The organism is Corynebacterium gallinarum (assembly GCF_014837045.1).
GTDB classification, from domain to species: Bacteria; Actinomycetota; Actinomycetes; order Mycobacteriales; family Mycobacteriaceae; genus Corynebacterium; species Corynebacterium gallinarum.
Map to the genome: position 1 here is coordinate 43,183 of NZ_JACSPR010000004.1, position 12,345 is coordinate 55,527.

Annotated in this window: 10 protein-coding genes; 1 reads left to right on the top strand and 9 read right to left on the bottom strand. The window is 63.8% G+C overall.

Features of this window, described 5'->3' with window-relative positions; genetic code table 11:
- Nucleotides 1-122 precede the first annotated feature (122 nt).
- From purL to H9627_RS06765, 4 genes are all read right to left on the bottom strand, one after another.
- Nucleotides 123-2,414, bottom strand: a complete 2,292-nt coding sequence (purL, locus tag H9627_RS06750; protein WP_191733251.1) for a phosphoribosylformylglycinamidine synthase subunit PurL — start codon at nt 2,412-2,414, stop codon at nt 123-125.
- Nucleotides 2,415-2,431: 17 nt separating this feature from the next.
- Entirely contained in the window at nt 2,432-3,103 is a 672-nt protein-coding gene (purQ, locus tag H9627_RS06755) for a phosphoribosylformylglycinamidine synthase subunit PurQ (RefSeq protein ID WP_191733252.1), read from the bottom strand.
- Nucleotides 3,100-3,345: a phosphoribosylformylglycinamidine synthase subunit PurS gene (gene purS, locus H9627_RS06760; protein ID WP_011075948.1), complete on the bottom strand. Its 246-nt coding sequence runs from the start codon at nt 3,343-3,345 to the stop codon at nt 3,100-3,102. The genes purQ and purS overlap by 4 nt, the downstream gene beginning before the upstream one ends.
- 77 nt (nt 3,346-3,422) lie before the next feature.
- Nucleotides 3,423-3,902, bottom strand: a complete 480-nt coding sequence (locus H9627_RS06765) for a glutathione peroxidase (RefSeq protein WP_191733253.1) — start codon at nt 3,900-3,902, stop codon at nt 3,423-3,425.
- Nucleotides 3,903-4,063: 161 nt separating this feature from the next.
- Here H9627_RS06765 and H9627_RS06770 point away from each other — a divergent pair, with 161 nt between their 5' ends.
- Nucleotides 4,064-6,640, top strand: a complete 2,577-nt coding sequence (locus tag H9627_RS06770) for an ExeM/NucH family extracellular endonuclease (RefSeq protein WP_191733254.1) — start codon at nt 4,064-4,066, stop codon at nt 6,638-6,640.
- On the opposite strand, the gene H9627_RS06775 is transcribed toward H9627_RS06770, so the two are convergent.
- From H9627_RS06775 to purB, 5 genes are all read right to left on the bottom strand, one after another.
- A complete protein-coding gene (locus H9627_RS06775; RefSeq protein WP_191733255.1) occupies nt 6,641-7,318 on the bottom strand; it encodes a DUF2334 domain-containing protein in 678 nt (225 codons plus the stop codon).
- A gap of 46 nt (nt 7,319-7,364) precedes the next feature.
- The gene (locus H9627_RS06780) at nt 7,365-9,476 is read right to left on the bottom strand and encodes a S9 family peptidase (protein ID WP_191733256.1); all 2,112 of its coding nucleotides are present in this window, start codon (nt 9,474-9,476) and stop codon (nt 7,365-7,367) included.
- Between the two features lie 20 nt (nt 9,477-9,496).
- Nucleotides 9,497-10,390 (bottom strand): phosphoribosylaminoimidazolesuccinocarboxamide synthase, encoded by an 894-nt coding sequence (locus H9627_RS06785; protein WP_191733257.1) that lies wholly within the window; start codon nt 10,388-10,390, stop codon nt 9,497-9,499.
- A 110-nt stretch (nt 10,391-10,500) separates the two neighbouring features.
- On the bottom strand, nt 10,501-10,650 hold the full coding sequence (locus tag H9627_RS06790) for a hypothetical protein (RefSeq protein ID WP_191733258.1): 150 nt from the start codon (nt 10,648-10,650) through the stop codon (nt 10,501-10,503).
- 250 nt (nt 10,651-10,900) lie between these two features.
- Nucleotides 10,901-12,340, bottom strand: a complete 1,440-nt coding sequence (purB, locus tag H9627_RS06795; protein ID WP_191733457.1) for an adenylosuccinate lyase — start codon at nt 12,338-12,340, stop codon at nt 10,901-10,903.
- Nucleotides 12,341-12,345 lie beyond the last annotated feature (5 nt).

The window sequence follows — 12,345 nt, forward strand, 5'->3', positions numbered from 1 at the left end:
GTCTTCCTTTCTGCGCCGGGGGCGTTCACAGCCATGTCGTCCCAAAATACAGTTAACCGGGTTTCACCTTAAATGGTGAAACCCGGTCAGCTGCGAGTCGGGGGCGTTATTACCCCACGATATTACTCGACGACGGAGTTGGCTCCCACCGCATGCCCGAAGGCCTCGGGCAGGGTGTTGGACCACGCGTCGTGAAGCTCCCCGACGGATACCTCAACGCTCAGGTCGCCGCCGCGCACGGTGATGACACCGGAGTCGTTGGTGGCACCGATCCGGGTCACCGGCACACCGAGTTCACCGGCGCGCGCAACCAGTTCATCGCCACGGGTGGTGGCCACGACGATGCGGGATGCGGATTCGGAGAACAGGGCGGTGAACAGGTCCCCATGGACCTGCGTGAGATCGACATCCAGGCCACGGCCGGCGTGGATGGCCAGCTCGGCGAGGGTCTGGCCGAGACCGCCCTCAGAGAGGTCATGGGCCGCGGAAACCAGGTCGGCAGCCGGAATCAACAGGTCAGCCAGACGACGCTCATTGGCCAGGTCGATCTGCGGTGGCAGACCGGACAGGCACGCGCCGGAAACCTGCTGCCAGATGGATCCACCGAACTCATCAAAGGTCTCACCCAGCAGGTACAGCTCCTGCTCACCGGCGGGCAGGCGGTTGCCGATGGTCTTTTCCACATTGTCCAGGACGCCGAGGACACCGACGACCGGGGTCGGCAGGATCGGCTCGTCGCCGGTCTGGTTGTAGAAGGAGACGTTGCCGCCGGAGACGGGGATACCCATCTCCTTGGCGCCGTCGGCAAGCCCGTGGACGGCTTCCTTGAACTGCCACATGACGCCGGCGTTCTCAGGGGAGCCGAAGTTGAGGCAGTTGGTCACGGCGACCGGACGGGCACCGGTGGAGACCACGTTGCGGTAGGCCTCGGCGAGCGCCAGGCGTGCACCGGTGCGGGGGTCGAGGCGGGTGTAGCGGCCGGAGGCGTCGGCGGAGATGGCGACGCCTCGGTTGGTCTCTTCGTCGATACGCAGCACGCCGGCGTTGGCGTCCTTCGCCTGGACGGTGTTGCCGCGCACGTAGCGGTCGTACTGCTCGGTGATGAACGCGCGGGAGCACAGTGCCGGGGAGGACACGAGCTTGAACCAGGCGTCACGGATGCCGTCGGCGGTGTCGGGGCGCTCGAGCTCACCGAGGGTCTGGATCTCATCCTGGTTGGCGGGGCGCTCGACGGGGCGGTTGTACACCGGGCCCTCATCGATGGTGGAGGCCGGTGCGTCGATGACGGTCTGGCCGTTGTGGACCACGAGGTAGCGGTCCTTCTCGTCGGTGACCTCGCCGATCTCGGCGACGGTGACATCCCACTTGGCGCAGATCTGCTTGAACTTCTCCACGTTCTCCGGGGTGACCACGGCGCACATGCGCTCCTGGGACTCGGAGGCGAGGATCTCGGCTGCGGACATCTTCTCGGCGCGCAGGGGGACGGCGTCGAGGTTGACGCGCATACCACCGTCACCGGCGGCGGCCAGCTCGGAGGTGGCGCACGCAAGTCCGCCGCCACCGAGGTCCTGGATACCCACGACCACGCCAGCCTGGTACAGCTCGAGGCAGCATTCGATGAGGACCTTCTCTGCGAAGGGGTCGCCGACCTGGACGGCCGGAAGCTTGCGCTCCTCGCCCTCCTCGAAGGAGGCGGAACCCAGGACGGAGACGCCACCGATGCCGTCGAGGCCGGTGCGGGAACCGAAGAGCATGACCTTGTTGCCGGTGCCGGAGGCGAAGGCCAGCTTGAGGTCATCGACCTTGAGGGTACCCACAGCCAGGGCGTTGACCAGGGGGTTGCCGGCGTAGGAGTCGTCGAAGACGGTCTCGCCACCGATGTTGGGCAGGCCGAGGCAGTTGCCGTAGTGGGAGATGCCGCTGACCACGCCGGGCAGCACACGCTGGGTGTCCGGGTTGTCCATGGCGCCGAAACGCAGCTGGTCCATGACGGCGATCGGGCGTGCACCCATGGCCATGATGTCGCGGACGATGCCACCGATGCCGGTTGCGGCACCCTGGTGGGGCTCCACGAAGGAGGGGTGGTTGTGGGATTCCACGCGGAAGGTCACGGCGTTGCCGTCTCCGATGTCGACCACGCCGGCGTTCTCACCGATGCCGGCGAGGATCTTCTCGGCCATCTCCGGGGTGGTGGTCTCGCCGAAGTAGCGCAGGTGGACCTTGGAGGACTTGTAGGAACAGTGCTCGGACCACATGACGGAGTAGACGGTCAGCTCCGCGTCGGTCGGGCGGCGCCCGAGGATCTCCTTGATGCGTGCGTACTCATCGTCCTTGAGGCCGAGTTCGGCATAGGGCTGCTCGAGGTCGGGGTTCTCGGCTGCTGCCTCGACGGTGTCGTTGAAAATCGTGCTCATTATTATCGTCAGACTCCTTAGGCAGCGATGGTGCCGATGGCGGACAGGAACAGCTCGAGACCATCCACGGACGGGCCGGTGAGCGTCTCGATGGCGTGCTCCGGGTGTGGCATGAGGCCGACGACGCGACCGGTTTCGTTGGTGATACCGGCGATGTCGTTGATGGAGCCGTTGAAGTTGTCGGTGTAGCGGAAGACCACGCGGCCCTCCTCCTCCAGCATCTTGATGGTGTCCGGCTCAGCCTGGAAGCGTCCCTCACCGTGCTTGGCGGGGACCAGGATCTTCTGGCCCTGTTCGAGGGTGCTGGTCCAGGCGGTGTCGGTGTTGACCACTTCAAGGTGGGTGTCCACGCAGTGGAAGTGCAGACCCTGGTTGCGGGTCAGGGCACCGGGCAGCAGGCGTGCCTCGGTGAGGATCTGGAAACCGTTGCAGATACCGAGGACGGGCATACCCTTGCCCGCAGCCTCGATGACGGACTGCATGACGGGTGCCAGTGCGGAGATGGCGCCGGTGCGCAGGTAGTCACCGTAGGAGAAACCACCGGGGACCACGACGGCGTCGACGCCCCTGAGGTCCTCGTCGGCGTGCCAGAGGTTGACCGGCTCGGCACCTGCGAGGCGGACGGCGCGCAGTGCATCGACGTCGTCGAGGGTGCCGGGGAAGGTGATGACACCGATCTTGGCACTCACTTGGCGACCTCTACTCCCACCACATCGAAATCTTCGATGACGGTGTTGGCGAGAAGGGTTTCGGCGATCTTCTCCAGGTCGGCGGTGGAGACGGAATCATCGACCTCCAGCTCGAAGCGCTTACCCTGGCGCACATCGGAGACTCCGGTTACCCCGATACGACCCAGGGCGCGGTGTACGGCCTGTCCCTGGGGGTCCAGAATTTCCGCCTTCGGCATGACATTGACAACTACACGGGCCACGTATTTTCCCTTACTCAAGGCGACAATGTTTTACCTGGATAGTGTATCGCCTGATCCCGCAACAACCTAGCCAGGTGCTACACGGGGAGATTGTCCTCAATCACCGAGGTGACCTCGTCATCCTCCGGATCCACGCGCGGACCGAAACGGGCAATGGTCTCACCATCGGCATTGATGAGGAACTTCTCAAAATTCCACTCGATATCGCCGCCGTCCCCGAAACGTTTGAGTTCGGCGTACAGGGGGTGTTCATTTTCACCGTTGACATCGGTCTTGGCCAGCAGCGGGAAGGTGATGTCGTATTTTTCCTGGGCAAAGGCGCAGATCTCGGCGTCGGTGCCGGGTTCCTGGCCCATGAACTGGTTGCAGGGCACCCCGATCACGAAGAAGCCACGGTCCTGGTAGTCCTCGAAGAGACGCTGGAGGCCCTCATACTGCGGGGTTAGTCCACACTTTGAGGCCACATTGACCACCATCACGAGGTGGCCGGCCCAATCGGCCATGGTGGTGTCGGTTCCGTCGGTGAGTGTTACGGGAATGTCATGTATGGAAGTCATGTCCTCCACCCTAGCGTCCCCGAAACTGACATATTCATGAATTCTTACCCATGCGCAGGTGAACTCCCAGCATGAGCTGATCTGCTGATCAGCGAGTGCACATAATCTGCGGTAATTGGTAGGGGTTGTATCCCACTCCCCTCTAGTCAAAGGTCATGTGAATGAAGCACATCCCCGCGCGTGCACTGGCGATCGCCCTCGCCAGCATCACCGCAACCAGCCTGGTGGCAGCCCCGCATGCGGCTGCAGCCCCCGACGGTTCCCTCCCCGTCATCTCCGAGGTCTACGGCGGTGGCGGCAACAGCGGTGCCGTCTACTCCCATGACTTCATCGAGCTGTTCAACCCGACCACCGAGGACATCAACCTGGGCGGCTGGGCGGTCCAGTACTACTCCTCCGGCGGCAACCTCGGCAACACCACCGAGCTCACCGGCACCATCCCCGCCGGTGGCTACTACCTGATCCAGCAGAACCCGGGCAGCAACACCAGCCTGCCGGGGCTTCCCACACCGGACGCCGTCGGTACCGCGAACATGTCCGGTTCCAAGGGGTCCGTCGCGCTTGTCGACGCCGCCGCCACCCGGGTGGACCTGGTCGGCTGGGGCGACGCCACCCTCGTCGAGGGGTCCCCCGCACCTGCCACCACCAATGCCATCTCGGCCCAGCGCGTCGATTCCGCTGTGGACTCCGATGACAACTCGGTGGATTTCGTCGTCGATACGCCCTCCCCGCAGTCCAGTGGCACCGAGGCACCAACTGATCCGGTAGATCCGGTTGACCCAATCACCGTCACCATCGCCGAGATCCAGGGCACCGGTGACACCACTCCCCTGGCCGGCCAGACAGTGATCACCGAGGGTGTGGTCACTGCCGTGTTTGCCGAGGGTGGTTTCAACGGCTTCTACATGCAGACCCCCGGCACCGGAGAGCTCAAGTCCGCAGGCGATGCCTCCGACGGCATCTTCGTCTATGTCGGCACAAGCGGCACCTACCCGGAGATCGGTGAGTCGGTCACGGTCACCGGCACCCCGGCCGAGTACTACGGCATGACCCAGCTGGGTTCCGCCACCTTCACCGAGGCCCCGGCCCCGTTCGAGGAGGTCACCCCGGTGGCCATCGACACCATGCCGGCTGACCCGGGCATCCGCGAGTCCTACGAGGGCATGCTCCTGCAGCCGACCGGTGACTACACCGTGACCAACAACTACGCACTCAATGACTTCGGTGAGATCGGCCTGGCCGCGGGCACCGAACCCTACTACCAGGCCACCGAGAAGGTCACCCCCGGCGCGGAGGCCATCGCCTACGAACTGGAGAACCAGGCTGAGCTGGTCACCCTGGATGACGGTCGCTCCGGCCGTTATATGCAGGGCGACAAGGATGTCCCCATGCCGTGGATCGTGCAGGACGGGGACACCGTCAAGTCCCTGCGCACCGGTGATCAGGTGGATTTCCAGCACCCGGTCGTCTTCGACTACCGCTTTGATCTGTGGCGTTTCCAGCCGACCACCCCGGTCACCGGCAACACCGCGGGCACGGATCTGCCGATCACCTGGGAGGATTCCCGCCCGGCCGCCCTGGCAGCCATCGATGCTGTCGAGGGTGATTTCCACATCGCCAGCTTCAACGTGCTGAACTACTTCACCTCCCTGGGTGAGGATTATGACTGCGATGCCTACACCGACATCAACAGCAATCCCATCACCGCCCGCAACTGTGATGTCCGTGGTGCCTACAGCCAGCAGGCCTTCGCAGACCAGCAGGGCAAGATCGTCGCAGCCATCAACAGGCTGGGTGCTGATGTCGTGGGCCTGGAGGAGATCGAGAACACCGCCGCGGTCACCGGCGATATCGAGCGTCGCGACGAAGCCCTCAACGCGCTTGTCGACGCCCTCAACACCGCCCACGGTTCCGAGCGCTGGGCCGCTGTGGAGTCCCCACTGGAGGTGGGCACCGACGAGGATGTCATCCGGGTGGCCTTCATCTACGACCTCACCACCGTCAAGCCCGTCGGGGAATCCCGCATCTTCGACGACCCGGCCTACACCGGCACGGCCCGCCAGCCCCTGGCTCAGGAGTTCCAGCCGCGGGATGAGACGAAGGAATCCTTCGTCGGCGTGGTCAACCACTTCAAGTCCAAGGGTTCTGCCGTCAACGGCGATGTGGACACCGGTGACGGCCAGGGTGCCTCTGCGAATGTCCGCGTGGCACAGGCGCAGGCTCTGATCGACCACCTGGAGAACCAGGATGACTGGGCTGACAAGCCGGTGTTCATCCTCGGTGACCTGAACGCCTACTCGAAGGAGACCGTGCTCTCCACCCTGGCCGGTGCCGGGTACAGCAACATCGCCGCTGAGTACGACGCCGGGTACAGCTACCAGTTCTCCGGTCGCATCGGTTCCCTCGACCACGCCCTGGGCAATGACGCGGCCATGGGCCGTGTCGTGGATGCCGAGGTGTGGGGCATCAACGCCGATGAGTCCATCGCGTTCGAGTACTCCCGCCGCAACTACAACACGGCGGATGTCTTCGAGGCGGACAATGTCTTCCGCTCCTCCGACCATGACCCCATCAAGGTCGGTTTCAGTCTGGAGAGCACGGACGGTACCGACGAGCCCACCGACGACACCCCGTCCACCGGCTCCACCAGCGGCATCTTCGCCACCGTGGCCGGCGTCCTGGGACAGATCCTGTCCTGGTTCCAGCAGCTGCCCATCATCAAGTCGCTGTTCAGCTGATCAGATGGCCGTCATGTAGGTCCTGGGCTGGGCTCCCCGCTCCAGGGCCGCAATGGCGGCGGCGCGGAAGTCACGCGCCACCTTGGGGTTGACCAGGTTGCGTCCCGACACTGACAACCGGATGGTGTTTCCCCGGGAGGCGCCGCGGGTGGCGGCGGCGAGCACATTCTGCCGCCACCATTTCGCCGCCCCGAAACCCTCACCCACGGACAGGTTCCTGCACTGCAGGAACTCCCCCGTGCGCAGGTCGTGGAGTCCCCTGCTGGACGCCGCCACCTTGAAGTCGAACTCCGGCAGGACCTGTGAGGTGCCCTCGGACATGCGCCACCTCGGTGGGGCGAACACGGTGAAGGTGAAACCGATGCGTTCCATCTGACGGATGGCCCCGGTGAGCCGGAGACGCGCCTCGTGTTTTTCCAGGGTGGCGAATTCGGAGCGTCGGCCCTGCACCGGCTGGTCGAAGCCGTTGAGGATCAGTTCGCGTCCCTGGCCCAGCTGGTCCTCCAGCCAGGCGCGGGTGGCCTTGTCCTTCGCCAGTTTCCAGTCCCCGTCGATATGCGGGGCCACCAGCAGGGACACCCCGATGCCCTCTGCGTGCAGGTCCTTCACCAGCGCATCTGTGGCCTTCCGGGTCTGGTCGAAAATACTGGAGACGGAGACTAACAAACGGCCGGACATGAGGGCATTGTCCCACGTCCGGCCGTTTCCGTCATGTCGAACGGGTTTACTGCGTCAGGCCTGTCGCCTGATTCACAATCCAGGCGTATTCGAAGGCGGTCTGGCGCCACTTCTCATAACGTCCGGACACACCGCCGTGGCCGGCGGACATCTCGGTTTTCAGCAGAAACTGTCCACCGGTGGCCGTCGCGCGCAGGCGGGCGATCCACTTGGCGGGTTCGACGTAGAGCACCCGGGTGTCATTGAGGGAAGTTACCGCGAGGATGTTGGGGTAGTTCTTCGCCTCCACATTTTCATAGGGTGCGTAGGAGGCCATGTAGTCATAGACCTCCCGGTCCCCGAGAGGGTTGCCCCATTCATCCCATTCGATGACGGTCAGCGGCAGCTCCGGCATGAGCATGGAGGTCAGCGGATCGACGAAGGGAACCACCGCCTCGATCGCCTTGAAGCGGTCGGGTGCCATGTTGGCGATGGCACCCATGAGCATGCCGCCGGCGGATCCGCCCTCGGCCACCAGACGGTCGGGGGAGGTGATCCCCTGCTCAATCAGGGCGTCGGCCACATCGATGAAGTCGGTGAAGGTGTTCTTCTTGGTCAGTGTCTTGCCGTTGTCATACCAGCGACGCCCCATCTCACCGCCACCGCGGACATGGGCGATGGCGAAGACCATGCCGCGATCAAGCAGGGACAGCCTGGCCACGGAGAAACCCGGGTCGATGGAGGACTCATAGGAACCGTAGCCGTACAGCAGCACCGGAACATTGCTCAGCTCCAGGTCCGCGCGGTGGACCAGGGACACCGGCACCTGTTCGCCATCCCTGGCCGTGACCCACAGTCTGGATGCGGTGTAATCCTCGCGGTTGTACCCGCCGAGGACCTCCTGCTGCTTCAGCAGCACGCGCTCGCCGGACTCCACCCAGTAGTCGAACAGCTGGCCGGGGGTGGTGAAGGATCCATAGCTCACGCGGATCACCGGGGCATCCCATTCGGGGTTGCCGGAGGAGGCTACGGTGTAGAGCTCTTCGTCGAACCTGAGTTCCTCGAAGCGGGTGAATCCGGCGTCGTCAAGCTTCATCACCGCAACCTGCCCGATGGCGCCCGACCGGTATCCGAGGGTGAGGTGGTCGCGGTAGGCGTCGACGCCCTCGATGCGCACGTCCTCGCGGTGGGGAACCAGCGACTCGAGCGCAGCCAGGGAGGAGAGCTTGCCGACGGGTGCGTGACCCACCTCGAAGTTGGGACCGTTCTGATTGTGCACCACCAGCCAGGTGTCAGCGCCGGCGATGACCGCATGGTCGACGTCGTACTCCACGCCCTCCTCGCGGGGGATGAGCACCACGGGCTCGGCCTCGGGATCCTCGAAGGGGATGTACTGGACCTCGGAGGTCACCTTGGACGCGGACCCGAGGAGGATGAACCGGTCGGAACGGGTGGTGCCGATCCAGGTGGAATAACGCTCATCGGCTTCGCGGTAGACCAGGACATCCTCCGAGGTGGAGGTGCCGATCTTGTGCCGCCAGATGGTGTCCGGACGCCAGGCATCATCGACGCGCTGGTAGAAGAGGTACTCCTCCCCCACCCAGGTGGCACCGTAGAAAATACCCGTGATGGTATCGCCGAGGTGCTCCCCGGTGTGGAGGTCCCTGATGCGCAGGGTGAAGCGTTCATCACCGGTGGTGTCGGTGGAATAGGCCAGGTAGCGGCCCGAGGTGGTCACGGTGGCCGTGCCCAGGGAGAAGAACTCATGTCCCTCGGCGAGCTCATTGGCGTTGAGGAAGACCTCCTCCTCCGGGGTGGGCTCGGCGGGGATCTCCGGTGCCACCCAGGGCTCATCGCCGACGGGGATACGGCAGTAGGTGCCGTAGCTCTTGCCCTCCTCGGTGCGTCCGAAATACCAGTAGCGGCCGTTGCGCACTGGCACCGACATGTCGGTTTCCTTGATGCGTGACTTGATCTCGTTGTAGATATTCTCGCGGAGACCGCCCAGGTGGGCGGTCTGCTCCTCGGTGTAGGCGTTCTCCGCCTCGAGGTAGTCGAGGGTGTCGCGGGATTCCTTGTCGCGGAGCCACTCATAATCATCCACGAAGTCGATGCCGTGGACGGTACGGGTGGTGGGTCGGACAGTGGCCACCGGTGGGGTGAGACGTTCAGAAGACATAAGCCACGATCATAGTCGGGCTAGACGCAGCAGCCGATCCAGGTGGAGAACTTGTTCCCGGAGATCAGCTCATAGGCCTCGATGTAGCGCTCACGGGTTGCCTCGACCACGGAACCGGGCAGGGCGGGTGGCTGGGTTCCACTGTTCTTGTCCCAGCCGGACTTCGGCCCGGTCAGCCAGTTGCGCACATACTGCTTGTCGAAGGACGGCTGCACATGGCCCGCCTCATATCCCTCGGCGGGCCAGTAACGAGAGGAGTCCGGGGTGAGGACCTCATCACCGAGCACCAGTTCCCCGTTGTCGTCGAGGCCGAACTCGAACTTGGTGTCAGCGAGGATCACGCCACGCTCCAGGGCGATCTCGGCGGCACGGGAGTAGATGGCGATGGAGGCATCCCGCAGCTGGTTGGCGCGGGCCTCGCCGAGGCGCTCCTCCACCACGTCGAAGGAGACGTTGATGTCGTGGTCGCCGATATCAGCCTTGGTGGCGGGGGTGAAGATCGGCTCGGGCAGCCGGGAGGACTCGACCAGTCCCTCGGGCAGGGTGATGCCACAGACGGTACCGGTCTGGCGGTACTCCTCCAGGCCGGAGCCGGTGAGGTATCCACGCACCACGCATTCAAAAGGCATCATGGCGAGCTTCTTGCACACCATCGCTCGTCCGAGGACCTCCTCGGGGATACGGGGATCATCAATGGGGCCGGCGAGGTGGTTCGGGAAATCGATGGCATCGAAGAAGAACTGACTCATCGCGGTGAGCACCCGACCCTTGTCGGGGATCTCGGTGTCCAGGATGAAGTCGTAGGCAGAGATCCGGTCGGAGGCCACCATGAGAATGTGGTGCTCATCGATCTCGTAGATCTCGCGGACCTTACCGGCGGAAAGGTGCTTGTACTGGGAGAGTTCAGGACGCATATCAGGAGAGTCTAGACCCACCGGCAACGTTCGGAAAATTGTTGAGAAAACAAAAAGCACCCACCGTGAGGTGGGTGCTAATTTTCGAGTTCCTTCAGGAACTCCCCTAATTAAGAGGAGAGGTTGAAGAAGGAGTCGAGAATGTTGCCACCAGCAGCTGCGCCGGTGCCGAAGAAGTCGGAAACACCGTTGACGATGGCGGAACCAAGTGCCACGATGCTGTTGTAGATGGTCTCGATAACATTCTGAACGTCGCCCATGATGAGCTCCTTTCGATTGGTGCCGAACTCTTGCTGTCCGGCTGGGATAACTCAAGTCTGTCGGAGCTTGCGCAGGAGTGCAAGCTCCCTACCCGCATAAATGCCGAATTCTGCCCAATTGAAAGCTGGTGCCTTTAAGGAAAATTTAAGTTCATGAGGGTTTTATTCATGTTAAAAAATTTATCTAAAATTTTTCCACTTCTGGGGCAAAAACCGGTTTTCGGCGTCGGGGGCGGTCGTTTCGGAGGTCTTAGAGGATCTCACCCGGACGGTAGGCAGCGGCGTCGGGGTGGGCGTCGACAAGCACCTGGATGCGGTCCAGCACACGTGCCACCTGAGACTCGGCGGCCCCGATGAAGGCATGGCGATCGGCGAGGGCCTCGGTGAGTGCGGCCTCATCCATGGGCAGGCGCTCATCGGCGGCGAGGCGCTGGATCAGATCCTGCCCGCCACCGTTCTCGCGCATGTTCAGTGCGACGGCGACGGCGTTCTCCTTGATCACCTCGTGGGCTGTTTCGCGGCCCACGCCCGCGCGGACGGCAGCCATGAGGATGCGGGTGGTGGCCAGGAACGGCAGGTAACGCTCCAGCTCGCGTTCGATCATGGCGGGGAAGGCGCCGAACTCGTCGAGGACGGTGAGGAAGGTTTCGAACATGCCGTCCAAGGCGAAGAAGGAATCCGGCAGCGCCACGCGGCGGATGACGGAGCAGAACACATCGCCCTCGTTCCACTGCTGGCCGGACAGATCCGCGACCATGGTGAGGTAGCCGCGCAGGATCACCTGGAGGCCACCGACGCGCTCGCAGGAGCGGGCGTTCATCTTGTGTGGCATGGCCGAGGAACCGACCTGGCCCTCCTTGAAGCCTTCCGTGACGGTCTCGTTGCCGGCCATGAGGCGGATGGTGTGGGACAGCGATGACGGGCCGGCGCCCAGCTGCACCAGCGCGGAGACGGCATCGAAGTCGAGGGAACGGGGGTAGACCTGGCCGACGGAGTCGAAGACGCGGTCAAAACCGAGGTGGGAGGCGATGCGGGTCTCGAGCTCGGCCAGGCGGGCCTCGTCGCCGTCCATGAGGTCCAGCATGTCCTGTGCGGTGCCCATCGGGCCCTTAATGCCACGCAGCGGGTAGCGGCCCAGCAGATCATCGGTACGCTCGATGGCCACCAGCATCTCATCGGCGGCGGTGGCGAAACGCTTACCCAGGGTGGTGGCCTGCGCGGCCACGTTGTGGGAGCGGCCGGCCATGACCAGGCTCTGGTACTCGGCGGCGCGGCTGCCGATGGCGGAGACCACGGCGATGGCCTTGTTGCGCGCCAGCTGCAGGGAGCGGTGGATCTGGAGCTGCTCGACGTTCTCGGTGAGGTCACGGGAGGTCATGCCCTTGTGGATGTGCTCATGGCCGGCGAGGGCGTTGAACTCCTCGATGCGGGCCTTGACATCATGGCGGGTGATGCGCTCACGGTCGGCGATGGAGGCCAGGTCCACCTGGTCGATCACTGCCTCATAGGCGGTGATGGCCTCGGCGGGGATGTCCACCCCCAGATCCCGCTGGGCCTTCATCACGGCGATCCACAGCTGGCGCTCCATGATGATCTTCTCTTCGGCGCTCCAGAGGTTGGACAGCTCTGCGGAGGCGTAACGGTTGGACAGGACGTTTGCGATTTTCTTCTTTTCAGCCACAAACCTGATTATTC

Excerpts from the sequence above, each read along its gene's own strand:
- purL (WP_191733251.1), bottom strand. The coding sequence starts at position 2,414 with ATGAGCACGATTTTCAACGACACCGTCGAGGCAGCAGCCGAGAACCCC.
- H9627_RS06765 (WP_191733253.1), bottom strand. The coding sequence starts at position 3,902 with ATGACTTCCATACATGACATTCCCGTAACACTCACCGACGGAACCGAC.
- H9627_RS06770 (WP_191733254.1), top strand. The coding sequence starts at position 4,064 with ATGAAGCACATCCCCGCGCGTGCACTGGCGATCGCCCTCGCCAGCATC.
- H9627_RS06775 (WP_191733255.1), bottom strand. The coding sequence starts at position 7,318 with ATGTCCGGCCGTTTGTTAGTCTCCGTCTCCAGTATTTTCGACCAGACC.
- H9627_RS06780 (WP_191733256.1), bottom strand. The coding sequence starts at position 9,476 with ATGTCTTCTGAACGTCTCACCCCACCGGTGGCCACTGTCCGACCCACC.
- H9627_RS06785 (WP_191733257.1), bottom strand. The coding sequence starts at position 10,390 with ATGCGTCCTGAACTCTCCCAGTACAAGCACCTTTCCGCCGGTAAGGTC.
- H9627_RS06790 (WP_191733258.1), bottom strand. The coding sequence starts at position 10,650 with ATGGGCGACGTTCAGAATGTTATCGAGACCATCTACAACAGCATCGTG.